This window comes from Anaerosporobacter faecicola, from assembly GCF_012070565.1.
Taxonomy (GTDB): Bacteria; Bacillota; Clostridia; order Lachnospirales; family Lachnospiraceae; genus Anaerosporobacter; species Anaerosporobacter faecicola.
Genome location: NZ_JAAQRO010000009.1, coordinates 40,711 through 66,595, shown reverse-complemented (window position 1 = coordinate 66,595; position 25,885 = coordinate 40,711). Strand labels below are relative to the sequence as shown.

Annotated in this window: 27 protein-coding genes and 1 pseudogene; 1 reads left to right on the top strand and 27 read right to left on the bottom strand. The window is 35.8% G+C overall.

What is annotated here, in order from left to right; genetic code table 11:
- Positions 1-28: 28 nt before the first annotated feature.
- The 11 genes and pseudogenes from HBB17_RS05065 to HBB17_RS05015 form a co-directional block, all read right to left on the bottom strand.
- Positions 29-648 (bottom strand): annotated as a pseudogene (locus tag HBB17_RS05065) (DUF6434 domain-containing protein).
- A gap of 359 nt (positions 649-1,007) precedes the next feature.
- Entirely contained in the window at positions 1,008-1,151 is a 144-nt protein-coding gene (locus HBB17_RS05060) for a GNAT family N-acetyltransferase (RefSeq protein ID WP_167956339.1), read from the bottom strand.
- A gap of 29 nt (positions 1,152-1,180) precedes the next feature.
- Entirely contained in the window at positions 1,181-1,927 is a 747-nt protein-coding gene (gene yaaA / locus HBB17_RS05055; protein ID WP_167956338.1) for a peroxide stress protein YaaA, read from the bottom strand.
- The gene (gene bcp / locus HBB17_RS05050) at positions 1,927-2,382 is read right to left on the bottom strand and encodes a thioredoxin-dependent thiol peroxidase (RefSeq protein WP_167956633.1); all 456 of its coding nucleotides are present in this window, start codon (positions 2,380-2,382) and stop codon (positions 1,927-1,929) included. Before bcp ends, yaaA begins: the two co-directional genes overlap by 1 nt.
- Before the next feature lie 193 nt (positions 2,383-2,575).
- On the bottom strand, positions 2,576-3,463 hold the full coding sequence (gene nudC / locus HBB17_RS05045; RefSeq protein WP_167956337.1) for an NAD(+) diphosphatase: 888 nt from the start codon (positions 3,461-3,463) through the stop codon (positions 2,576-2,578).
- A 243-nt stretch (positions 3,464-3,706) separates the two neighbouring features.
- On the bottom strand, positions 3,707-3,868 hold the full coding sequence (locus HBB17_RS05040; protein ID WP_167956335.1) for a hypothetical protein: 162 nt from the start codon (positions 3,866-3,868) through the stop codon (positions 3,707-3,709).
- A gap of 169 nt (positions 3,869-4,037) precedes the next feature.
- Positions 4,038-4,259, bottom strand: a complete 222-nt coding sequence (locus tag HBB17_RS05035) for a hypothetical protein (RefSeq protein WP_167956333.1) — start codon at positions 4,257-4,259, stop codon at positions 4,038-4,040.
- A 74-nt stretch (positions 4,260-4,333) separates the two neighbouring features.
- Positions 4,334-5,233, bottom strand: coding sequence for an NAD-dependent epimerase/dehydratase family protein (locus HBB17_RS05030; protein ID WP_167956331.1), 900 nt, complete (start codon positions 5,231-5,233; stop codon positions 4,334-4,336).
- A gap of 328 nt (positions 5,234-5,561) precedes the next feature.
- On the bottom strand, positions 5,562-7,031 hold the full coding sequence (locus HBB17_RS05025) for a methyl-accepting chemotaxis protein (RefSeq protein ID WP_167956329.1): 1,470 nt from the start codon (positions 7,029-7,031) through the stop codon (positions 5,562-5,564).
- Positions 7,032-7,327: 296 nt separating this feature from the next.
- The gene (locus tag HBB17_RS05020) at positions 7,328-8,176 is read right to left on the bottom strand and encodes a hypothetical protein (RefSeq protein ID WP_167956327.1); all 849 of its coding nucleotides are present in this window, start codon (positions 8,174-8,176) and stop codon (positions 7,328-7,330) included.
- Between the two features lie 101 nt (positions 8,177-8,277).
- On the bottom strand, positions 8,278-8,670 hold the full coding sequence (locus tag HBB17_RS05015) for a winged helix-turn-helix transcriptional regulator (protein ID WP_167956325.1): 393 nt from the start codon (positions 8,668-8,670) through the stop codon (positions 8,278-8,280).
- Between the two features lie 160 nt (positions 8,671-8,830).
- On the opposite strand from HBB17_RS05015, the gene HBB17_RS05010 reads away from it, so the two are divergent.
- Positions 8,831-9,349 carry a nitroreductase family protein gene (locus HBB17_RS05010; RefSeq protein ID WP_167956323.1) on the top strand — a complete coding sequence of 173 codons (519 nt, stop codon included), beginning with the start codon at positions 8,831-8,833 and terminating at the stop codon, positions 9,347-9,349.
- Positions 9,350-9,449: 100 nt separating this feature from the next.
- Here HBB17_RS05010 and rlmD read toward each other — a convergent pair whose 3' ends face one another.
- The 16 genes from rlmD to HBB17_RS04930 form a co-directional block, all read right to left on the bottom strand.
- Positions 9,450-10,847, bottom strand: coding sequence for a 23S rRNA (uracil(1939)-C(5))-methyltransferase RlmD (gene rlmD / locus HBB17_RS05005; protein ID WP_238483675.1), 1,398 nt, complete (start codon positions 10,845-10,847; stop codon positions 9,450-9,452).
- A gap of 620 nt (positions 10,848-11,467) precedes the next feature.
- Positions 11,468-11,839: a desulfoferrodoxin family protein gene (locus tag HBB17_RS05000; protein WP_167956321.1), complete on the bottom strand. Its 372-nt coding sequence runs from the start codon at positions 11,837-11,839 to the stop codon at positions 11,468-11,470.
- A 145-nt stretch (positions 11,840-11,984) separates the two neighbouring features.
- Positions 11,985-12,908, bottom strand: a complete 924-nt coding sequence (locus HBB17_RS04995; protein WP_167956319.1) for a sensor histidine kinase — start codon at positions 12,906-12,908, stop codon at positions 11,985-11,987.
- Positions 12,901-13,575, bottom strand: coding sequence for a response regulator transcription factor (locus HBB17_RS04990; protein ID WP_167956317.1), 675 nt, complete (start codon positions 13,573-13,575; stop codon positions 12,901-12,903). Before HBB17_RS04990 ends, HBB17_RS04995 begins: the two co-directional genes overlap by 8 nt.
- A gap of 68 nt (positions 13,576-13,643) precedes the next feature.
- The gene (locus HBB17_RS04985) at positions 13,644-15,704 is read right to left on the bottom strand and encodes a serine hydrolase domain-containing protein (RefSeq protein WP_167956315.1); all 2,061 of its coding nucleotides are present in this window, start codon (positions 15,702-15,704) and stop codon (positions 13,644-13,646) included.
- A 201-nt stretch (positions 15,705-15,905) separates the two neighbouring features.
- Positions 15,906-16,601 carry a hypothetical protein gene (locus tag HBB17_RS04980; RefSeq protein ID WP_167956313.1) on the bottom strand — a complete coding sequence of 232 codons (696 nt, stop codon included), beginning with the start codon at positions 16,599-16,601 and terminating at the stop codon, positions 15,906-15,908.
- A 60-nt stretch (positions 16,602-16,661) separates the two neighbouring features.
- On the bottom strand, positions 16,662-17,195 hold the full coding sequence (locus tag HBB17_RS04975) for a Holliday junction resolvase RecU (RefSeq protein ID WP_167956311.1): 534 nt from the start codon (positions 17,193-17,195) through the stop codon (positions 16,662-16,664).
- A 272-nt stretch (positions 17,196-17,467) separates the two neighbouring features.
- The gene (locus HBB17_RS04970; protein ID WP_167956309.1) at positions 17,468-17,641 is read right to left on the bottom strand and encodes a hypothetical protein; all 174 of its coding nucleotides are present in this window, start codon (positions 17,639-17,641) and stop codon (positions 17,468-17,470) included.
- 67 nt (positions 17,642-17,708) lie between these two features.
- Positions 17,709-17,882 carry a hypothetical protein gene (locus tag HBB17_RS04965; RefSeq protein WP_167956307.1) on the bottom strand — a complete coding sequence of 58 codons (174 nt, stop codon included), beginning with the start codon at positions 17,880-17,882 and terminating at the stop codon, positions 17,709-17,711.
- Between the two features lies 1 nt (position 17,883).
- Positions 17,884-18,861 carry a hypothetical protein gene (locus HBB17_RS04960; RefSeq protein ID WP_167956305.1) on the bottom strand — a complete coding sequence of 326 codons (978 nt, stop codon included), beginning with the start codon at positions 18,859-18,861 and terminating at the stop codon, positions 17,884-17,886.
- Between the two features lie 355 nt (positions 18,862-19,216).
- On the bottom strand, positions 19,217-20,176 hold the full coding sequence (locus tag HBB17_RS04955) for an RluA family pseudouridine synthase (protein WP_167956303.1): 960 nt from the start codon (positions 20,174-20,176) through the stop codon (positions 19,217-19,219).
- 118 nt (positions 20,177-20,294) lie between these two features.
- Positions 20,295-20,933: a hypothetical protein gene (locus tag HBB17_RS04950; protein WP_167956301.1), complete on the bottom strand. Its 639-nt coding sequence runs from the start codon at positions 20,931-20,933 to the stop codon at positions 20,295-20,297.
- A 24-nt stretch (positions 20,934-20,957) separates the two neighbouring features.
- Positions 20,958-22,877, bottom strand: coding sequence for a YgiQ family radical SAM protein (locus HBB17_RS04945; protein WP_167956299.1), 1,920 nt, complete (start codon positions 22,875-22,877; stop codon positions 20,958-20,960).
- Between the two features lie 34 nt (positions 22,878-22,911).
- Positions 22,912-23,616 (bottom strand): HAD family hydrolase, encoded by a 705-nt coding sequence (locus HBB17_RS04940; RefSeq protein ID WP_167956631.1) that lies wholly within the window; start codon positions 23,614-23,616, stop codon positions 22,912-22,914.
- A 42-nt stretch (positions 23,617-23,658) separates the two neighbouring features.
- On the bottom strand, positions 23,659-24,384 hold the full coding sequence (locus HBB17_RS04935; protein WP_330588153.1) for a pseudouridine synthase: 726 nt from the start codon (positions 24,382-24,384) through the stop codon (positions 23,659-23,661).
- Positions 24,384-25,856: an RsmB/NOP family class I SAM-dependent RNA methyltransferase gene (locus HBB17_RS04930; RefSeq protein ID WP_167956295.1), complete on the bottom strand. Its 1,473-nt coding sequence runs from the start codon at positions 25,854-25,856 to the stop codon at positions 24,384-24,386. Before HBB17_RS04930 ends, HBB17_RS04935 begins: the two co-directional genes overlap by 1 nt.
- Between the last annotated feature and the right edge of the window lie 29 nt (positions 25,857-25,885).

Genomic DNA, 25,885 nt, shown 5'->3' with positions numbered 1-25,885 from the left:
AATGGTAAACATAATACAATTGTTTCAATCACTTTAAAACAGCTAAGTCCGTTCGTTCATACTTATTATGGCCTTGTAACTGTTTTTTATATGTCCAACATTGGATCGCCTCTTTCAATGTTCGTTTCTCATTATGGATTCCATCGTTATCTGCAAAGAAATCTCGAATATAGGTGTTATATTCAAATTGCGGATCAATGGTTGTTTTTCCATTTTTCTTCTCCTGTAGAATCTGCTTATATGCCATAATGGCATCGCGATATGTTTTCCCTGTATTCGCTTTAACCATTTCTGAAAAGCAACGTTAAATGTAAAACTTTTTCCGATATGTTCCTTAAAGAATACTCGATGTTTTTCAGAGCAAACAAAATTAGGTTCGATTCTGGTATCTTCCAAAATGTCTCCTGTTATTCTATTTGCTTCTTTGGCTTTTGCTTCCAGTTTTTTTGTCCCTTCCTTCATAGATCTGGCTTTCTCTATGATTTTTCCAGTCTCAAGGAAATACGCAATCCTGTCTGTTATCTCAATCTTCCCGCCAGAAGTGGGTAAACCATTCATTCTACAAAAGTCTACTAATTCTTCTTTTCGATAATAAAAACTACGAAATGTTGTTTGATCTAGTTGTTTACTAAGTATTGGTCGTTCCATAACGAATCCCCCCCTCATTAATAACAATTTCTCATTACGTTACAACAAGAGACTGTCTGTGCATTAACTGTTGCTCATTCATCTTTATGCTCTCAGCATCTTTCTTTTTCCAATGTTCTGCTGCTTTCTTATAATCCATACGACAGCCTCCCTTATATCTCTACCCTAAATTCTTAAATAAAATGTATGATTCAAAAATATCATATGTTCCTTGCTTCAAACATGTTTCTAGAATATGATTATTTTCTGTAAAAGAGTATATCATGTTCCTAAAAATATATCTAGTTGTATCCATAATACCACTCCGATCTTATCTTAATTCAATATATTTTCCCACCAAAAAACACGCCTTTTCCTAGTTATTCATAAACATGTTGGACCCTAAGATTTCTCTGACTTGTGTTAAGAATAACCTTCTTGTATCCCATCTGTTGAATTGAAGCTTGGATTAGCATGGAAAGCAACTTCGTTCCATATCCAAAAACAGTTACATACTTCTCCATGAGAAGCTATGTAACTGTTTTGCATTTCCTTACTTTTTTATCAAATATACATACTGTTGATCCGTTGACAATTCAGGTTGAAATACAAGGGAAAGTTCATGAAACTCCTTTATTTCTTCTGGTGATTTCACATTATTTTCTGCCATAAAGCGAACCATCTCTCCACGAGCCATCTTTGCTAAGGTACTTTTTTGAACAATTTTTTCACCTTTCATTTCCCCGAATACACAAGTTATAAAATGATCCTCGACAGATAAATGACGTTCAATACATGTGGAATATTCTTTCGAAGCAAGATTAATTACCACTCGATCTTCATCGAATACTTCATGATATAGTTTATCCGACCAAAATTGGTAGAGTCCTTTGCTTTCCCCTATGTTTGCCTTTGCTTGCATCTCTAAGCGGTAAGGTGTAACCCCATCAAATGGTTTAAGAACACCATAAAACCCAGACAGGATTCTAAGATTTTTCTCCACATAATGGATCGCCTCCTCTGAAAATACACCTGGTGCCATATGCTGATATTGCAGTCCTTCGTATGCAAGAAGTGCTGGTGTCAAATTCTTATACAGATCCATATTCTGAAACCGTGTATAATTAAGTTCTGCTAGTTGGTCATTGCAAGCCCATAAACTTTTCGCTTCATCAAACGATAGCTGTTTCAACCATTTCATTATTAATTCAGTCTCACGAATATATACCGGCAATTCTTGTATCCCACATTCATCTGCACGATTATTCATCTTCTTAGCAGGTGAGATAATAATCCTCATTATTGTAACTCCTCAAGCATCTCTTGCGGATTCTGTGCTGCTTTTACCTTACCAAAAACTTTCATGATCATACCAGTTTCATCAATCAAGTACGTGGTTCGAACAACACCCATCGTCTTCTTTCCATACATATTCTTCTCTTGCCACACATCGTAAGATTTGATTGCTTCTAAGTCTGGATCTGCTAATAATAGAAATGATAATCCAAACTTCTCTTCAAATTTCTTATGTGATGCCACGCTGTCTTTACTAATTCCTATAACTACTGCATCTTTCTCCATAAATTGAGGATATAATTCTGAAAATCCACAAGCTTGTTTTGTACAACCAGGTGTATTATCCTTCGGATAAAAATATAGAATAATCTTCTTACCTCGAAATTCTTCTAACGAATGTATTTGTCCATTTTGATCTGGTAATGTAAATTCAGGTGCTTTCATTCCAACTTCTAACATATTCATCGATCCTTTCTTACTAAATCCATTATCATATTTGTAAAGTCCTGTTTCATGTAAACATAAACTGATTAACTTCGAACTATACTTTCATCATAACGGATAGATAAAAAATTTTCAAGAAATAATTATAGGAATTATTATTATTATTATATTTCCAATAAAGTCCATTGGTGGTACTTTGTCTATATAATTAAATTTGTTGATTTTTAAAAGCCATCATCATTGTATAAGTAAGACTCAACTTATTCTCTTCATCTTCGGGTATATCTTCTCTATTGAACCATTCTGCCTCTGCTAATTCGTTCGTATCCAATGCAATCTGGTTATCGCCATCTAAATCAGCAAAGAACCCAATGAGTAAACTGCTTGAGAATCCCCATGGTTGATTATTATAGTAGCGAATATTCTTTACCTTTAACCCCACTTCTTCCATAATTTCTCTTCGTACCGTATCCTCTAAGGTCTCTCCTATTTCGCAAAAACCTGCAATTAATGCATATTTTTTGAAACTTCTATTGGCGTATTTCGTCATTAAGATTTTATCCTCATGAATAACTCCAACAATAATTGCTGGACAGATCTTCGGATAATCCGTAAATCCGCAATTTGGACATCGCACAGCCCGTTCTGTGGTACTTAAATCCATAGGTGTGCCACAACAACCACAGAATTGATTACTTCGATACCAATTATATAGATGATTTGCTGTAATACCAGCAAATCCAAGCCATTTTGGGGTAAAGTTTCGAAGTACACTTAACGCATGATAAGCAAACGTAGTCTCATCCGATATTTCATTTTCTTTCATATTCGTAAAATCATTGTTTATATAAGTCTTACCTGCAAAATCTTTCAGTAGAAAGATTGCCTGGTCATCAATCGAAAATAGGTAAATCGTTTCTTGCTTTTCAAATTGTTTTAATGCTCCTATATCTTGTCTTGTAGGAACTGTCCAATTCTGTTCTTTTTTTACTAATAAAATTTTGCCTGATTGAAATACGAATACATGATCCGTATTCTTTTGTTCTTTTGTCAAATATGTATTATTATATATATGTGGTTCAATATTTTGTATCATCTTTTCTCCATTCTACTAGACAAGTGCGTTTTTCCCTTTATTCATACAGCATCCTTCTAGATTAACTATATTTATCCGTTATTTTTCTGTTCCTTTCTATAACAACGTCTTAAGAATTATTAACCAACCTATTCCGTTGTTACACATCACTCACTATATAAGAAACCCATAAAAACCAATCCTATCTACTAGAATTGACCTCTATGGGTTATTCATTCTCCATAAATCCTACAAGTAAATTACTTATTGAGAGATTTTCTTTGTTCTTTCTGAATCCGTCCCAATGTTTTTGTGTCTTTGTTGTACTTTACCAACTCCAATTTTCTTCTCTCCATAAAAGAAATTACTCTTACCTTTTTTCTCTTCAAGTAATTGTTTCATTCTTTCCATATCTTTCATCGCCATACTAAAGTTCTCCATTCAGTCTTCACTAGTTATTTTCCTTTGCTTGAATATACGCAAGATTCTTCAGCAGATTTAATTATAACAAAATCCATAGGAATCTTACCGATAATCCATTAACAATATACATTTCTCTATTAGTATAACATACTTTGTCAAATGTAAGATACATTTAATAAGAAATATTGTATGAAAAAGAAAAAGCACACCACGAAAAATGTGCTAGACTTATTTCCCAATCTTTACGAAAATGATTCCCCCCCATCAAATACTCTTCTCCAATTTTCACAACCACTAATGCATGTGTTAATGGAGTATATTTATCAGAAATTCGATTTTCATCAATCTGTATAATATCGAGCAATTCATTACCTTTTAAATCTTTTATTATCATATAATCCTCCTATATCAAAGATTTCTCCTATCCCATTTTTGCACTTGCACTCCAAGCAAAAAACCGTTTACTTTCTATAATAAATTATTGTCAATATAATTCATATAGTCTTTTCTGATAACGTTATCCATATTTTCCTTATACCAATCAAAGGATTCCTTCAATCCCTCACGAAGTGCCTGGGTTTCTGGCATTAATTCATTTTGTTTTGTGACATCTAAATAGTATTCATAATTATAAAAGCTAAAGTAGTTTCTTTGGTCGATTTCATCATACACATTAACAAATTCCGCCGTCTTTCCTACCACTTCATAACATAAGGTAACCCATTCTTTTATTGTAACAGCCTCTTTATTACCTACATTATAGATATGACATTCTGGTCTTTGTTCCAATAAAAGATCTATAAACCTGCACAAATCTTGAACATGAAAAAATTGAAGCTTCATGGAGCCGTCTTTAGGTAAATAAAACTTTCTATCTTTAATTACACAGTCAAATACAAACCCTTCGCGATATATATTATTCATTGGTCCATACAAATACGGTGGACGAACAACATAAGCATTGGGAACACGATCCAACAGTACCTTCTCGGCTTCTATTTTATCGGTTCCATATTTTCCCCAATATTTATTTTCTGCTAAACTCGTTTCTTCTTTAAACGGTTGTACCTCATATTCAGGATATACTGCACTTGAACTTATCAAAATATAGTCTTTATAATCCCCCAACGCCTTCAACAAGAGTTCAATCTCCTTTGCTGAATAACCATTATCAATAACAAGATCAAAATAATAGTCTCGTAATTTGTCGCCAATATCATATCGATCAGCTTGAATTAATTTAACTCCTTTGGATTGTACCTTCGTATTTCTGTTAAGAACATATACTTCATCTCCTCTTTTAACATAATACTCTGCAATATATCTAGAAACAAACACGGTTCCTCCGGTAACTAATATTTTTTTCATGTCATTCCCCTTCCATAATTCAAATGTGTCATTATTCTTTATTTTACCATTAATTTTGCTCTTTAACTACTTAAATTCTTTTTTATAATACCCCTGTTGCTTCCTAAACCATCAATACAACCAATGTTACAATCACTACAAGTTCTAATACAATAAGTCCATATTAGCAAAACATAAACAAAACCAGGAGACAATGCAAAGGTATTACACCTTGACATTACCTCCTGGTTTCGTTTTTACATACATTCTTTTGCGCCTTGATGTATGATATCTATCATACTGTTTTGTGCTAAGATACACAAGGTAGCATCCTATATCTTCTGGTTTATTATAATTCTGCACTCTGAATCAACGTCTTGGTAATACTCTGAACTTTCGAATAACCAGCCACCACATTTTCTACCTTGTCATTCATATTTTCAATATTGGCTGATACTTCTTCCATTGCAGCAGAGGTTGCCTCCGCGTTATTATGAATAGACTTGATATCTTGTAATGTATTGTTTAACAACTCCTCTAGCTTAGATGTTTTTTCCTCTACATCCTGTGACTTCGTCATAATTCGATTGGTGTTATCTGATATCCGATTCAAAGATTGGTCAACTACGTCAACACTTGTTACACACTCATTTACCGCAAGTTTTCCATTTTGTATTTCCGTTTGTAGCACCTGTGTTTTATCATTGATTGAATCTAATATTTTGTGAATCTGCTCCGTGAACTCACGAGAATTCTCTGATAAAACACGAATTTCTGTCGCTACAACTGCAAACCCACGTCCCTGCTCTCCTGCTCTCGCTGCTTCTATCGAAGCATTTAAGGACAATAGATTCGTCTTTGAAGTAATGCAGTCTAAGGTTCCCAAAATCTCAACAATCTTTTCATTATTTTCAGAAAGAATCCTCATCTCTGTAACTGTGTGGTCCATCTGTTTACTGAGTTCAGTCATTTTGTCTACAAGCTGTTTCATTGAGGTCCTGCCAGATATAACTGTATCATTGGTTTCTGACGATGTTGATGCCATTTCCTTCATGGCCTGTTTTACTACAACGGTCTTCTCAAACCCTTCTTCCATCATATTCTCAATGGTATCTGTTGCACTAACCTCTTCCACAGTCATACCTGTAACTTCCCTAGAAGAAGACGCAATTAGTTCAGATATCTGTCTTGTATCATATATATTGTGGCTAATTACCTTGCTTGATTCTCCAAGAACCTGTACCGAAGTCTGAATCTCGCCTAATAATCTCTCCGCCTGATCTCTGGCAGTTTTGCTCTCCTCATATGTCTTCTCAAGGTTCTTATTTACTTCATGTGATAAATGGCACATTGCACCAAATACGAACATACCACTAATTACGTAGACCAAACTCATCCACATCGTATCTGGTGTCCATGTGTTGTTCATATTCTCATGGTATTTCAAATAAAAATAAACTATACAAATCATACTTATGCCACACTGTAAAAATATAGGCTTTACATCCTCGTAAATCAAAATCATAAAAATAGCCAGGAAAAACATCAAAAAGTTTGTTGTACAAGGAATGATACTCATACACATGATACTAAGCCCAGAAAAGACAATAACCATTCCATACATCATGACTCTTCCATTATGTATTTTCCAACACAAAAAACTAACAATTGCAGTCAAAACAAGACCTGCTGCACCCAAAGTCAAGATGTTTTTAATTCCTGAAAAGAAACCATTTACAATACATCTTAATAAAACACTGGCAAATAGAGAAATACATAATATACGATTTTTTCTTCTAATAATTGAGTTATAGTCCATATAGAACCTCCAGTCTCTTTGTCAAATGAAAAGCATAAACTAATTTGTTTTACTATAATACATCACATTTTTTATTTATATTTTATCAAAATTACGACCTATCTTCAAGAAAATCTCAGCTTATGTAGGCCACCTTTTAAATAAAAACAAAAGCTCAATGAACTGATATCACCGAGCTTTTCTATATGATTTTACGCTTTCTATTCCTTGTATCTCTCCATAAGTTCTGTAACTAATGAAATCTAAGACTGGAACAGCAAAGTCCCTTATTTAAAGAATTTATTTATAGAATTTCTTTATGCTATTTCTTTATGTAATTTATTCCTAAAATAAAGGGCAAATCCGCCTAGCACTACAAAGATACCAACCTTTGTAATCATAACTGGTAATGGCATTTCTACATGTGATAGCATCTGTATGATGGATTGCGATATTACAATAATTCCTACCACGACACATAATTCTAGTATTATATCGTAAATAATTGCACCCAACGGATTTCTTTTCTTCAAAAGATATAAACTGATAAAGATCAATGGGCTCACAATCGCCATATCGATCACATAGGTAATTTCTGTTGTGTACACACCAATCGAAGAAAGTGTTGTATTATTCAGAACAGCAGGGATGATATCCGGTAACCAAGCAACAAACAAAGAACCTCCTAATATATACAAGAAGATTGTCATACTAATACGAACTTTTGGGACTTTCTTCAAGGAGATTGCTCTTGTATAGATAAAGGTCTTAAATAAGGATATGCCAAACAGAACGGCATACACCAAGAATAATTGATTATATGTCACTCCAAAACAGATGCTGGCAGCATAATAGGTTATTACCCCATAAATGGATGCCATTTTTAGCCGATTCAATGTGCAGTCATTTTTGTAAAATTGTATGTAGCTTACTACGAGAATCGGAATCACAAGCAACAAAATGATCCAATCTGTACCAATGTTAATGGGTGCTTTCAAATATGTGTCGTTTGCATAAATCCCGTATCCATACATCTCCACTGTATGACCGTATTGATTGGTAAACACCCATTTGTGATCAAAATTCATAGATAAGATTCCCGTAATGGAAGTGATTAGTAATAAAACAATTGTGATAATAACTGATCGATCAATTCTCTTTTGCATATTAATTCCTCCTCTAACCGAAAAAGGTAACATATTACCTTATTTAAATATTAAGTAATATGTTACCTTTTGTCAATGTATATTTTCTTTTTTTAAGAATTTCATTTCGTTTTTTGTTGTTCCAACTTTTCTACTAAATTATTATTTTCGGACGAACAAGTTAATGGACGAACATCTAGTCCATCTAAATAGTTTTCTCCCCATTTACACATTGAATCTAATATTGGAGTAATACTCTTTCCAAAATCACTTAGTGAGTATTCTACTTTTGGAGGTACAACCGGATAGACAGTACGAATAACGAGATTATCTGCCTCCAACTCTCGTAATTGTTGTGTCAACATCTTTGAAGTTGCTTGTGGAATAAGCTTGCTGATTTCATTAAAACGTAAAGTGCTATCTATTAGATGCCATAAAATAAGTGCTTTATATTTTCCTCCGATCAAATTCAGAGTGGCTTCTATTGGACAACTAAAAGTGCTTGGACATTTCATATTTTTCTCCTTAATTAACAGTATCTTTTTGGGTAGTATATGACAAAAAAGTGCGTTCTTGTCTTTTCTAAAGTAACTGCTAAAATTATAGCATAGGCCGGTTGAGTTATCAAGAATGACTACATAGATTATTTAAAGCCTATAGAAAGGAAGAAAAGACATGGAATTAATAAACATTTTAAAGGAACGTAGTTCTGTTCGTAACTATGCTGAAAAAAAGGTAGAGCCTGAAAAGTTAGAGAAAATATTGGAAGCTGCCCATGTAGCCCCAACTGCTGCAAACCTTCAACCAATTCATCTGATTGCTGTTCAAAGCAAAGAGGGACTAGATAAGATTGGCAAAGCAGCTAATATTTATGGAGCACCTTTGGCAATTATTGTTTGTGCGGATCATAACAAAGCATGGGTTCGTCCTTTTGACAACAAGCAGACTGGCGATATTGATGCCTCTATTCTAACTGACCACATGATGCTGCAAGCTACGGAACTAGGCTTAGGTTCTGTCTGGGTTTGCTATTTCAAACCTGATGTACTAAGTAAAGAGTTCAATTTGCCAGAGAACTTGGAACCTATCAACATTCTTGTTCTTGGTTATTCAAACGAAGGATGCGTTGATACTACTCGTTTTGACAGAGCACGCATTCCTATGGAACAGCTCGTTTCATATGAAAATTTATAACCTAATTAACACATAACAAATTAAAAAATAAGGCCTATTCAGGTTTGTTCCTATCGCTTAACGATAGGACCTGAATAGGCCTTTATTTTCAATCTTTTGTTTACTTCTTAGTATTCACTTTTGACAGCAAGACCACCATCTCCACATGCGCAGTCATAGGAAACAAATCAAATGGCCTCATCTTTTCCACCCTATACTTCCCATTCTTTGTTAAATACTCCAGATCACGTGCTAACGTATCTGGTCCACAAGAGATATAGACGATTCGGTCTGGTGATAAGGTGAGTACGGAAGATAAAAATCGTTCATCACTGCCTGACCGTGGTGGATCCATGAAAACGACATCGACCTTCTCGTTGTTATTTGCTAAATCCAACATGAAGTCACCTGCGTCCCCTTGGTAGAATGCAATATTTTCAATGCCATTGATCTTCGCATTACGAATTCCATCTTTAACCGCTTCCTTATTCAATTCCACACCAATAACCTTCTTCGCTTCTCTGCTAGCAAGTATACCAATGGTTCCTATTCCGCAATATGCATCTAGTACCGTTTCCTTTTGGGATAATTGTGCATATTGGATTGCTTCCCTATAGAGGTTTTCCGTTTGTACAGAATTGATCTGATAGAAACTTTGAGGGGAAATTCGAAACCGTGCTCCACACAACACATCTTCGATGTATCCTTTCCCGTACAGCACTTGCTCCCGTTTATCAAGTACCATGCTGGTTCGTTTGTCATTAATATTCTGGACAATCGTCGTTATCTCAGGATGAATCTTTCGCAGTGCCTTAACAAAATTATTTTTCGATGGGAACATGACCGTAGAAGTTACTAAGACAACCAAGATTTGTCCTGTTATGTGACCTCTTCTAATCAAGATGTGTCTCATCAATCCCTGCCTTGTATCCTCATTGTAGATTGATAATTTAAAGGAAGGAAGCAGTTTCGTTATTGTCTGAATGATCTTACCAGCCTCTTCATTTTCAATATAACATGTACTTACTGGTAAGACATGATGGGTTCCTTCTTCGTATATTCCTGCTATAATCTCTCCATCTTTTCCTTTGTGAAGTACTGCATGAACTTTATTGCGATAATAATACGGATCATCCATTCCCTTGATTGGACTTACTTTACCATATTTCTGAAGCAACTCCTCCATTTGGTTTTGCTTCTTTTCTAACTGTTTTTCATAGGAGAGATCAAGATATTGACAACCGCCACACTTTTCAAAGATTGGACATTTACTTGCATTTTTATTTGCTTTACTTGCTTTTTGGGTTTTACTAATCTTACTTGTATTGCCTGTTTTATCTATGTTGCTTGTCTTACTTTTATCATATTTATTACTGGTTTTTCTATCCTTTGATTGCTTCATGCTATCAACTTTCGTTGCTTTACGAAACGTTTTATCGTTCCTATTATTATCGTTATTCTTCTTTTTTTCTCTATACGTTCTATTCTTAGAATTGTTCATCTTACTACCCTTTCCCATAAATGACTTTATTGAAATATATGTAAATCGTTCCTTGACGATAATCAACAATCTTCGTATGTCATTATAGAATAGAAGTAAACAAGAAACAAGAATAAATATTTCCTTACACTCCTTACTTACACCATAATTTAATGACAATTATCTAATATGTAGTATATCTTCTTTTCCAAATCATATCCTTTTAATTAATCTCCATTCTAGCCCTCATTCCTATAAAGTATTATGAGCGAGTGCGCATCCCTCGAAGGGTTTCTATACAAGGAAAGTCGGAGGACTTTCCTTGTATGATTAGGGTGTCAAAAGCCCTTAGTAAAACTTTCTTTCGTTAATTTGCACAAACACTAGCTAATCTCATGTAATACAGGACATAGTTTGATGAGCAACTGTATGAAGTCGTTGGTACTTTGGCTCTGTACTTTAGAGCCTTATGTACCACTACGAACTTCATCCAAGCGAGAGCGTGTTGCGATTGAACTATGTCCTGTATTACATGTTAAACAAACTTAAATTGTGCAAATTGACTGACCTCAAAATAAATAAGGGCTTTTGACACCCGAACCCTTGTATAGAAAAAAAGCGGTTCCGCAAATGCGAAAACCGCTTCATTTTTATCACTATTATACCTCTGTTTTCCATAATCCATGAAGATTACAGTATGCATAAGCTGCTAATGCCTTATCACCATCAGCAATTTGGAATTTTACCACTGGTTGTGCATCACTTGATAAAAACTGATATTGTCCACCTTTTTGTGTTTCTAAGATCACAGTCGTTATGGAATGTTCTTCTGACATGGGATGGGTAACACTTCCTACATTCACTGTAATAGTATTACCACTGCAAGTAACCACAGGAAGATGCTTTTCAGAAGCTGCATCTACTGAATTTGGTACAATCTCCTTAGCATCTGCTAGATATGTGGGATCTGTAAAACAATTACATACAGGTATTACAAGTGCTTCATTACTACATTTATAAAATTTGATCAATCTATCATTCCCTTTCCTTTCGAGTTTCTACATAGTTAGTGTTTCTAATCTCAAAAAAACTATTCGATTTGTTCCACTCTTAAGGTTAGAAGAATGCGGAAAGATAGAAAAAAAATGCAAATAGATTTCGATTATGCTTTTCACATTACCTATGTAATTCAATCACGAAACCTTTGGTATATCCCTCAATTTTCGTATCGATAAACAATCTTCCCTGATGCATTGCAACAATTTTTCTTGTAATTGCCAATCCTAAGCCGCTTCCCCCCTTATTGGTTCTCGATTCGCTCCCACATATAAAAGGTTTGCACAACTCCTCCAGTAGAGAAGGATCAATAACATCTCCTTGATCTGCAATCACAATCTTCACTTTCCATTGAAGTGCTTCCACCTTTACTCCAATCTCTGTTCCAGGGTTATTATGTTTATATGCATTAACAAGCAGATTATTGATAGCACGGGACAGTTCGACAGAATCAATCTCACATAATATCGGCTCTTCTGGTATTGCAATTGCAACCTGCATTTGACGATTCTCAAATTCCTGATAGCTTTCTGCTAACAGGTTTCGAACCAATGTACTGATATCACACGTCTGAAGTTGTAATTGATACGTATCTGTCTCTAATTTGGAGTACTGAAAAAGGGTGTTAATTAATTCATCTGTCTGTTTCGCTTTCTCATAGATGATATGTATACTCTCCTCATACTCTTCCTCTTTTACCTTGTTGTCTTTTAACGCTCTGGCAAACCCCATAATCGAAGTGATTGGTGTTTTCAGATCGTGCGTTATATTCGCATAGAGAAGATTTTTTTCGTTGATCTGTTTCTTTGTTTCTTCGGTAATGATTCGGCTTAGAATTCGATAGAATACTACTGCAACTACAAGAAATATCCCAATCGAGAGAACAATGTAGCAGCCAAATGCCATATTCATTTTTATTGAATTCTCTGGCAATACTAAGAATACATAATCATCAAAGAAACTATCCACAATCGATTCTAAAACTGCAATTAGAAAGGAAAATAGTAAAAAATAACGAATGATTTGTTTTTTTAATTTATTCATGTTTCTCCAATCGATACCCCAATCCCCGTATGGTTGTTATGTAATCTCCCCCTAGTTTCTCCCTTAATCGACTTATTATGACTCGTATAGAGTTATCGTCCATAACATAGTCATCTCCCCAGGCATTCTCATAGATCTGTTCTTTGGTAAATACTCTTCCCGGATTCTCCATAAACATCTTTAGTACCATATATTCCACCTTAGTCAAAGGGATCACTTCATTCTTTTTGTACAACACACACTCTTTCAGATGTAATACCACTTCCCCAACTGTAATGGTATCCTCTGCTTCCTTCCCGCCCATAGATTGTATTCTTCTCAGCCGAGCCTTTACTTTGGCTGCTACCTCCAACGGTTCAAAAGGTTTTGTTATATAGTCATCCGCTCCAAGTTCTAATCCAAGTACTCGATCTGATAGATCAACTTTAGCAGAAATCACCATGATTGGTACGTCCATTGTCCTGCGCACTCTTTTGATCAAATCAAATCCATTTAGCTTTGGCATCATAATATCAATGATTGCTAGATCAATGGTATAATTTTTTAATATCATATATGCCATCTCTCCATCATACGCTTCGTATACGGTTACACCCTCTTTTTCAATATACATCCGTAACAGCTTAATTATCTCTTTTTCATCATCTGCAATCAAAATATTCGCCATCGCTAAAACGCCCCTTATCCTTAGATTTTATTGTGATAACGTATATAACCGTTCATGAACCTTACGTTCTAACAACTCCAGAAATTAAACATTTGCCAGTAGATTAGAAATCCACATATATAGCAACTCATAAGTGCTATCCTTATCCTTAATAATGTTTTTCTCATGGTTATCTGTTCTTTCTTGCAACAGTATACTTTATAAATTGTCAGCACGATTGTCATTACGATTAAGACCATCAATATACTACATTGTATCACAACTGGAATACATTGCACACTACCATTATCCAAAGGACATAAGATCAGGTTATAAAAGATTATTCCGATCACAATATTACTCAATACTAGCAGGGTATCCATCGTCTTTTGTTTTGGTTGTTTTGTTTGCTTTGGTTTCTTTGATTGCTTCATATTTAATTCATCGGAATTGCATTCTTTTACTTTTCCTTCTTCCTTATGGTGTTTCTTCCAACCAATCATTTGAAAAAGTGTTTTACCAACACGTATCAGGATTAGAAGAATCGATAAAAACACAAACAAAAGAAAAATTACAAGCGAACCAACTTTTAAGCCAAATGTTATCGTATTTTCTTTCACTACATCCGCCGTATACATCTGTAATGTCGTTGTTCCAGTATCATTTTCCGTTTCATACATTAAATAACGCCAGCCATTTTCATTATCCATAATGTACTGATGCTCTGCGACTTTCGTTAATGTACCTTGACCAATGGTAAGCTTATAAACATCTTGCTCTTTTGTTTTTGATAAAGGCAAAAGACTTCCCATGTATTTGTAAATCCTACTAAATCCTTTCTCAAAGGAACGACAAGAGGTATAAATTCCGCTCAAATCCTTACTCGCTGTGGTTCCTGCTTTCTTTACTCGCTCACTATTACTGTAATCTCCAAATATCAAGGATAAGACTCCATAATTAAACGCCGTCTCCGAACTTTCGTTGGTCATAACAACAACGCCTAGCCCAGAATTTGGTTCAAACATTAGGATCGAACTACATCCATTGGTATTCCCACTATGCCCCATAATATCAACGGTATATTGAAGTGTCCATATTCCATGACAATTTCTTGGAATATCGGAATCTCCATAAAAACTCGTTGGTTGTTTCATCAAAGCAAGTGTCTCTTTGTTCTGAAACAATACACAATCTTCTCCTTCGGCTGGAACTAATGCCTTAGCAAATGTCAGAAAATCATTCCTTGTTCCTGTTACCGACCCAGATGGGTAAAGCAGAATATAGCGAATATCTTCCCCATAGTTCTCATAACTCTCCTGCGTTATGGAGTAACACGTTAAATGTTTTCTCTGTTCCATGACCCATTGATTATCCGAGCAGTCAATACTGATGGAAGTATGTTCCATACCTAAAGGTTTTAAAATATTTTGTTGTACATAAGTAACATAATCTTCTCCGCTCACTCTCTGAACAATAAAAGCAGCTAATGCTGTACTCCAGTTGGAATATGCCGTTACCGTACCTGGTTTATAGATCTGAGGTGGTTCTGTCTCTCTCAATGCTTGTTCCAAATCAATGATCTTACTGTGTTCTTTCACCTCTACATCATAGGTTGTTTCCTGCCATCCCGCCGTATGATTCATCAAGTCCAGCATGGTTATTGGCTCTTTATAGGATATCTTTTTTAGAAAGCCATCTGGTAAGTACTCTCTGATATCACACGTCAAACTTAATGCATTCTTCTCATACAATTGCATGACACTAACCCAAACCATTAATTTACTTACGGATCCCCATTCATAAACGGTATTCTCATCCACCTTTTCTTTTGCTTCCAGATTGGCATATCCATATTGCGTCTCATACAACGTATCCTCCTGTTGAAATACGGCTAACGAAACGGAAGCGCATCCTTCCTTCCGTTCCTCTATAAAACGGTCAATCTCCGTGGGTAAATCCTTATAGTCGATGCCTGAAGGCGTTACTTGCTCCCCATCTGAATTGGCACCATCCTTATGTACTTCAGAAGCCATTTTTTGAGAACTTTTCTCATTGGGTATAGCACTAGCATTTGCAGAAATCGGCTGCACCATCGTTAAAATACCAATACCTATTATTGCAATGATCTGCTTAACATTTTTCTTTTTCATCCACATAACCTCCTGTTATGTAGACGATTATACAGGAAGTTCCTTACTAGAATAATGGAGAAACATTAACGGAATATTATTTTATTACCAAAATGCAAAATCCGTTTTATTCTTAAATCTATTCGCTCTTTCTTATTCTAAAACATTCGCAATCCTCATTATCACGCTACTTGCTCATGTTTTGCGGGTCAACTAGAATTGCTACTCTTCGTTTTCTACGAAACTCTTATTAAGATCCTCAAAGCTGCGAAATGGTACTGCAGAGTCTTCACGTTCATATTCAACTAATTTTTCTTCGCAGTTATCGATACAATATATTTCATTATCCATGACTATATATTCCTTAAATGTCGTTCTAAGTACATCTATATCATACCCTAGATTAATAGGATAACTATATACCGACTGTAATTCTGTTATATATGTCAGTTCTTCACTTAATTTGTAATATTCATAATTTATTGAACCCAATTCACCAAATTGACTAATGGAATACCGTAGAACTTCACCATTTTGATTGGTATATTGTTTTACTTCATTACCTTCTGTACTTGCTAAATCGATTGTACCTATATGTGAACGTATACATAAAGGATCTTCCTCATTACCTAGAGCCATATTCGTTAACCCATTACTTAACTTGTCCATATAATCCTTGATTTTATCTTGTACTTCTTCATAACGAAAACCTTTTTCCTCATCGTTTTCATCATTTTCTTTGTTATCTACCTCTACTGTATCCGCTTCGTTTTCTTGGTTATCTACTTCTATTGCATCCTCTTCTTTTCCCGAAGAATTAACGGATCGATTACTCGTAGTAATATCCTTATTCGCAGTACAACCCGTGCTTCCCAGTATCATGCACAGTACCATTCCTATTAATGCAATTTTCTTCATGTCGTATACCTCACCCTCTGTATTATAAAATAGAAATTTCGTATAAACATGCTCTAGCTATCACGTCCGACTTGCCAAGTCCTGATTCAGCATCTCCAGATAATGGACGAAGACTCCATTATGTGTAGAAATCTCATAGCAAGGTTCTAGTTCTTCATAACGAAAGCTCTTTCGACCACCTTGTTCCGCACGCTCCCAGAACGTAAGAAGTTCTTGGAATCGAAGGTAATAGAAATAATCTTTGTTGGAATAGTAAAGCAACAGGAATGCAACTCCTCCCTGTTGTTCAAACTCCTTCATAAATTGGATTTGATGAGCATGTATATTCTGTAAAGGAAACGTATCTGTTGCGCATTCTTTCGCATCAAAACAGATTGGAATTCCCTGTACGGCTCCTATGTAATCCACTGTACTCTTTTGGTCAAAATATGCTAAAGTAATATGTCTAGTTGTCTTATCTATATTAATTGGTTTTATAGGCGTTGGAATCTTCTGAATCAGTGCAAGATGATTAGCTCGATACTTCTCATTGGTTAAATTGATCAATTCTTCTAGCGTAGATCCTCGAAGTCCTCTGGAGTTCCACGATGGCATAGATGTGCTTCCTTTCTTTAATAAGAATTCTTATCTTGTCATTATACGAAAATTTGTTCGGTTTTTCAACTGCTGATTTTCAAATTATATAAAACAATTATTTGTTTCAAAACTTCGTCATTCCATTTCGAATCCCATAAATATTGGATTTACACAGATTAATCAAATTCGTCTTTGGAAAGCACACGCTTGCCAAACTTCTCCACAAAATAAAATTTTCAGCTCTCATTTCAATTCAAATTTATTCTCAAAGAACAATAAACAGTTTCAACTTACAAAGAAGACCGATACTGTTCTAAAATTTCTTGTACAATTCCTTTTCCACAAGGATGAATTTCCTCATATTCTACAAGAAATCGATTGTTAAAATCCACTCGATTTCCTTGTTCATTTTCTCTTTTTTCAAAATCATCTATATTTATAAACTGACTGATATCTTTAACCAAAAGAACCACCTCATTTACCATAGTACTATCATTATATTCTTGGCAAATTCGATGGTTCCTAAACATATTAGCGATTATTATATGTATATATATGTCGATTACGTAATTTATCCACCACGCTTGCACCGGAAGCGGTCGGTATGTAACTATCCATGACATAATCTTTACTTACTTTTTTGGGAGTATTGTTCTCTCTTGGCTGTAGATTCGCAAATAAATCTTCTAACCTTCTCTCATCCATGTCAATTCCCTCTTTCTTGTAGTATCAGCATAACATACTTGGAATATAGTGCTTCAAATGATTTTACATAGGCGTAAATCAATTCTCCAATTTTAATATCATATAGTGGCCCAAGTTTTACCACAATATAGACATAGGGATCTTTGGTATACTCGTGAAAGGCTGCTAACCGATATTGAATATGAATGGTGTCCTCCACCTTTAAGATTCCATACTTATCTAATTCATATGCTATCTTTTTCACTCGTCCAGTCGTCAACGTAACCTCATGATCAAGATATTCCTTATACTCTTTCTTGGTAAATGCCTGTATTACAACATCATCATGTTTTTCTGACAATGGTAATAAAATACGGTCTAAGATACCAACATATTCCTTGTAGGGTAAACGATCATCCACATATCCCTGATGGTATAGATACTGGACAATTTCATCCAATGCACCTAACTGTTTGCATATGCTGCTAACCATATCTGTATTTGTTTCCAACGCCGCTAATCCGTCGTTGCTGACGATTCGTTCTAGTTCCACACCACCCTTTCCAATATTTTTTATGCGATATTGTTGAATGATAATTTGGTAGATTATGATAGACATAATTAGGAATATCAGAAAGTTCACAAGAAAGATATATTGTCTTTGATCAATACCGAAAATATTCCTCTGATACGTCTTAAGAAATTTCTCATAGTTGTAATTATAGTACAAAGCAAACAGCAAAAATACGATCGCCCAGTACACATATTGGGTATATTGCCTTTTCTTATCTGCTTTGATCATGAATCTAGAAAGATCAATCTCAAAGTTGATCGCCATGAAGATCCCTAGTACAAGAACGCATGCCATCATTGCTAGAACCGATGGAAAATATGCAACCTCTATATGATATGCACCAAGAATCACTCCAATCACTAAACCGATCAGTAGAAAAAAGATTTTTCCCCAAATTGAGTGGAGAAACTTTTTTATACCTCTCACATAATCACCTTCTATCATATTTCAAAATACGAAAAAGGCTATGGCGTAGTCATTTATACGTACCATAGTCTCTCCTAGCGGTATATTTAGAGAAAACGCTTTCTATGAATAGATACCTTAACTTGTGTACCATTCATAGAGTTGTTCTCCTTTTATTAGAATGTATCTTGTATATGATCTGGTTTGGCTTATCGAATTGATTTACATATAATACCAATATAGTATATCTCATATTTTACAACATGTACAGTATTATTTCATGAAATAGACATAAAGTTCTATTGCGAGCTTAGCTAAAAATCACGTGTTTCCTCAATGTAGTATATCGTTCCATATAATTCTATACAAAACAGTCTTACAAATCTTTTAATATATTCTCAAACAATTCTGGTCGAGGTGCAATAAATTCCTTATCCGAAAGGTTACTACATGCCCCCTGTAATTTAGGAAAATGTACCCGATAGGCGTGAAGTAATTGATTTCTTAGGCCGTATCGTTGTTTCATCTGTTGATTGGTTGCAGAATCCCCATACTTATAATCACCAATAATGGGATGCCCAATGCTTTGCAGATGAGCACGAATCTGGTGTGTCTTTCCTGTAATCAATTTAACTTCAAGTAATGTATACGATCCATTGGTACGTAAAGGTACATATTCCGTTGCAATGGGATCAGCACCAACCTGTTCCTCCCTTGTGATGGATACTCGATTGGTCTTTTCATCTTTTTTTAGATACCCCTGAATCTTCTGCTTTGTATCCACTTTCCCTTTTACGATACAATGGTAGTATTTATCAATGGTACGATCTTTAAACAGTTGAGCCATTGCCTGTAAACCAGCCAATGTTTTTCCTGCTACAACAATCCCACTTGTATTACGGTCAAGACGATTACATATAGATGGTTTAAAACTTCGAAGTTCCTCTTTTGTAAGTTGTCCCCTTTGAAGCATATAATCAACAATACACTCTACTAAAGAAACGTCATCCTTCTCTGCTTTCTGCGATAACATCCCAACTTCTTTATTAATCAGTAAGATGTTCTCATCTTCATAGAGAACTGCTAGATTAGCATCCACTTTCTGTACTGTCACTTCACCGGTGAATTTGGCAATGGTTTCATCGGATAGAAAGAGCTTAATCTCATCATTCTCTACTACTTTTTCGCTTCCATCTGCCTTTTTCCCATTGAGTGTAATATTCTTTTTGCGTAACATCTTATAGAAAAAGCTCTTTGGAGCCTGGTTCAGATATTTTGCCAATAATTTGTCCAGTCTCTGATTTGCTTCATTTTTTGATACGATTATACTCTGCATTCCTGTCTATCCTCAATATCTTTTTATTTACGAGTTCGGGTGTCTTACTCCCATACTGATTTGTAACACCACTTCTTATAAAAACTGAACGCGGGGATTTGACACCTCGATTAACATTCTACACATTTAATGTTAATAGAAGTTTTTTGATTTCCTCTTTTTGCACAATTTCTTGGTTCTCTGTAATCTGTTCTTTATCCATGTCCTGATTGATGGAATCTTCTTGCGATTCCGTCATTGCTTCTGCTTCCTTCGCTGTATTAGTTGTCAACGTTTTCACACGATGAATATATTTGCTGAAGTCCGTCATAACCTTTACCTCACAGGAATACCCTTGATTTTTCAGGGTTCTAGAAAGATAGGTTTGTATATATGATGTATCCTGTCCTTCTTTTCCTAACAAAGCGATTACATGTCGATCATCAATCGCTGCACAGTCAAGATTCATTACTTTATCTGGTGATGTCAGTACAAGATCAGAAACTAGGATCACCCCTTCTGGTGTTGCTTTACAAACATCAGCGTATCTCTTTTCTTCCATCGTGTGATAAGGTGCGACAACAATATAACCAACAAGCATCTTTGCACCAGGAAGTACCATCAAAACCGCAAGAATCGTGAATACATTATTTCTTGAGTTATCATTTAAAAGATATCCTGCTATGAAGATTGCTGCTGCAATTGCTGCCAGAATAAATGTATGACATAATTGTTTTTTCTTCTTATATGGAATATAACCATGTTTCCCCTTATCCACTCTTTATCCTCCTTAACTAGTCGTTTATTTCTTCTTATGAACATTTCGAATGGCTTTCTTTTTCTTCGGTCTTCCATTCGGTTCTCCATTTTTCTTATTTACTGGACGATTTCCTTTATATCCATTGGATTTTCCATATGCATCCGTATGTTTTGGACGGATCAAGCAATGCTTATCGAATCCAACCAAATCCAGTCTGCCTGCTTTTTGTAACGCTTCATAGACAAGGTCATAGTTCTTTGGATTTCGATACTGGATCAATGCACGTTGCATCGCTTTTTCATGTGGATTTTTCGGTACATATACCTTTTCCATCGTTCGTGGATCTAATTCTGTATAATACATACAAGTAGAAATTGTAGAAGGCGTTGGATAGAAATCCTGTACCTGTTCTGGCATATACCCAAGATCACGTAGATATTCTGCCAACGCGATAGCCTCCTTCAATGTAGAACCTGGATGCGAGGACATCAGATACGGAACAACAAACTGTTTCTTACCCACTTGTTCATTGGTCTTCTTATATGCTTTTATAAAACGCTCATATACACTATTAGAAGGTTTTCCCATTAATTTTAGAACCTGATCGCTGATATGTTCCGGTGCAACTTTCAACTGTCCACTTACATGATTCTCACATAGTTCACGCATAAATGTAGGATCTGGATCATTAATCAGATAATCGAACCGAATTCCAGATCGAATGAATACTTTTTTCACATTTGGTAAATCTCTTAACTTCTTTAACAAGCTTAAATAATCGGAATGATCAATCTTCAAATTCTTACATGGTGTAGGGAATAAACATTGTTTATTCATACAAACCCCCTTTGTTTTCTGCTTTTCACAAGCAGTATGACGGAAGTTCGCTGTTGGACCACCAACATCATTAATATATCCTTTGAAATCTTTGTCCCAGATTAACTGTCTCGCTTCCTGTAAGATCGATTCATGGCTTCTTGTCTGAATCATTCTTCCTTGATGAAAGGTTAAAGCACAGAAACTACAACCACCGAAACAACCACGGTTACTTACTAAACTGAATTTCAACTCCTCAATTGCAGGAATTCCTCCTTGTTCTTCATAAGAAGGATGATAGCTTCGCATATAAGGAAGTGCATAGACACGATCCATCTCTGCTTGTGTTAATGGTTTTGCCGGAGGATTCTGGACCACATACTCGTTCTCTTTGTATTTCTCAACCAGCGGTTTGGCTGTAAATGGATCCGTATTGATATATTGTTGATAAAAACTTCGTGCAAATTCTTCCTTACTTGCCAAGATACTTTGGTAATCTGGTAATTGAATCGCATCATATACCGAGTCAAGGTTCTTTGCTTTATATACCGTACCTGCAATAAATGTAATGTCCGATACTGCAATTCCACTTGCCAATGCATCCGCAATTTCCACGATCGAATGCTCTCCCATTCCATAAGAAATGAGGTCTGCACCAGAATCCAACAAGATGGAACGTTTTACTTTATCACTCCAATAATCATAATGGGCCAAACGTCGTAAACTCGCTTCAATACCACCTGTAATGATTGGAATATCCTTATAAACTTTACGAATCAAATTGCAGTAAACAATTGTCGCACGGTCAGGTCGTTTTCCCATAACTCCACCTGGTGTATAGGCATCCACTTTCCGATGTTTCTTCGCCACCGTATAATGGTTTACCATCGTATCCATATTGCCTCCACTTACTAAAAATCCAAGCTTTGGCGTTCCAAGTATCTGAATACTCTCTTCTTTTTTCCAATCTGGTTGGGCAATGATTCCAACTGTATATCCATTCGCTTCTAGAATTCTGCTAATGATTGCTGGTCCAAAAGAAGGATGGTCAACATACGCATCCCCGATTACATATACAAAATCCAGCTGTTCAATCCCACGTTTTTTCATATCCTCTTTGGATATTGGTAAATAATCTTTTATCATGCTATACCTTTCTATACTTATGCCTGCCTACAACTTACAGATTAACTAACGACTCAAAATCTATATCATTTTCCTCTAAACGTTCTACCCGATCTTCAAAGATATCAACATACGAATCAATGTAGTAATCTGCGTATTCTCGTTTTCGTACAATGTCTTCTTGTGAATATAAATCAAACACTGTACATACCTGCATACCAGCACGCTTTCCTGCTACGATTCCAAGAGATAAGTCCTCAAATACCAAACATCTTGATGGTTCTACCTGTAAATCTTTCGCTACAAGTAGATAGATATCTGGTGCTGGTTTCCCCTTTTTCGCTTCACAGGAAGTTCGTACAGTATCAAAGTACTCCGTAATATTTCGATGTTTTAACACATGATTTACCAATTCCTTGGAGTTACTGGTCGCGATTCCTGTCTTAATTCCTTTTTTTCTTAATTGGGTAAGGAATTCTTTTACCCCCTTCTTCAAAGGTACTTCATCAGCATACTTGTCCCATGCCATCTTATTCCATTCTGCTTTTATATCCTCCAAAGAATCTGGTAATTGAAATCGTTCCTTAAAATATTCCGCTGTCTCAGAAAAACTCATACCCTCTACAGCATGTTGTAAATCTTCTGGTACAGCATGTCCATATCTTCCTAAGTATTCAACATCAATCTCTTTCCATAACCACATAGAATCAACCAATGTTCCATCTAAATCAAAAATGACTGCATCTATATTATCTAACATACTTTTCTCCATTCCCCTTGTCTCCATTCCTAAGCACTCTGCTTAGGAATGAGATTCCTTTAATTTCTGTAATTCTTCCTCTGTAAGCTTACGATATTCCCCTGGCATCAGCTTCTCATCCAACTGTAAAGGTCCCATTGATAATCGTTTTAGAAAGATTACTTTCTTTCCGACCACTTCAAACATTCGTTTCACCTGATGGAATTTACCTTCCTGAATGACTAATGTGATTTCGCTAATGGTATCCTGCACTAAAATCTTCAACTTTGCAGGCATTGCTCTCCATTCCTCATCCATTTGAAGCCCCTCAGCAAATGCTTCTACATCCTGTTCGGTTACCATTCCTTCAACCTTTGCATAATACATCTTGTCCACATGCTTTTTCGGACTAAGCAGTGCATGAGATAACGCTCCATCATTGGTAATTAAGAGCAATCCTTCTGTATCCTTGTCTAATCGACCAACAGGAAACAGATCCTTTCTTTTGGAGGTGGTAAGCAGGTCCAGTACCGTCTTTGCATGCTTATCCTCTGTAGCTGATAATACACCAGCCGGCTTATTCAACATAAAGTATTCATACTCTAAGTACGTAATCTCTTCGCCAGCGTACATGATTACATCAGTACCGACTATGATTTTTCGACTGTAATCATTCGCAATCGTTCCATTTACTTGAATCTTACCTTTTTTTATTAATCCTTTTACTTCGCTTCGGGTACCTACCCCCATATCCGCCAAGTATTTGTCTAAACGCATGCTTTCCTTCATTACATCCATCTCCAGCCTGCCAGATACTTATTCTTCATTCCATTTTTATTGCATTTTGCCCAACCAAGAGGGAATCCATCAACGCAAACTAAAAACCAAGGATTCTTCTTTCTTGTTTCCAAGATAATTCCTGCATTGTTTTCCATTGCATCCACTCCTGCTTTCTTTGCCGCAACAAGTGTATCATACTCTTCCCGCGAAGTACAAGACCTATAATTTTCCGATAAATCTAATGTTTCACATTTCAAATATTTGATGGCATCCCCATGACATGAAAATATATTCAATATATTCGTATAATCCGTTTCTTTCAAGGCATTAGCAAGTGCCTGACTTGGTTCAAATCTGTTTTTCTTCATGTCTCCAAGATACAATCCTAGACGAAGAATTCGTAGACCTTTTACATTTGGCAATCCTTCTGGAAGATAATAGAGACGTTCCTCCCGTAATTCAAACCGATTCGGATCAAAGTCTAACTCTAATTGCTCTAAAAAGTCCACTGCTTCCTCAGATAACTTTACCTTCTTATAAGAATAACCACCATATGCACTAGTACCTACCTCTGGACTCTTCTTTAGTAAAACAACAAAATGTCCTTCTCCCTCTACCTTATGAGGCCAAACTCGAATACAGTTCTTCAGCTGCTCATCCTCGCTACCAATCCATTCTGGGTGACCAGATCCAAGCCCCTCTACCCGTTCAACGTACTCAACAGAGAAACCTTCTCGATTATTGAGCAGATATTGAATGGAACCTTCATTTTCTTCCGGCGAGAAGGTACATGTGGAATATACCATTGATCCACCTGGTTTCAACATATCTGCCGCATACAAAATGATATTCTTTTGCAGATTGTTGTAATAGTCCACTCCATATTGCTCCCAGTTCTTCATAATGGAAGGGTCTTTACGAAACATTCCCTCTCCTGAACATGGAGCATCCACAAGTATCTTATCAAAATATCCTGTAAATGATTTTACCAGATTTGCTGGATCCTCACTAATGATCACAGGATTTCTTACACCAAATAACTCAATGTTCTTCAGTAATGCTTTTGCTCTGGAATTACTGATATCATTGGATACTAGTAACCCTGTACCACCAAGTTTTGCAGCTAATTCCGTACTTTTTCCACCTGGTGCAGCACAGACATCAAGCACCTTATCTCCTGGCTCTATTGGAAGAAGTGCTGCAGGTAGCATTGCACTTGGCTCCTGGATGTAGTATAAACCAGCATGATAATAAGGATGTTTTGCTGGTTGATTTTTTCCATCATAATAATATCCATTGGTTGTCCAAGGAATTGGTTTAACAGGACAAGGACTGATTGGCTCAAACTCCTTGCCTGTTAACTTTAATCGGTTTACTCGTAAACCTGTTTTGTATTTATCTTGATAACTGCTTACAAAGGAATCATATTCTTCTCCAAGCAATTTTTTCATTCGATCTTCAAATGTCTTCGGTAATGCCACAATAACTCCTAACCGCCTGCTTTTACAGG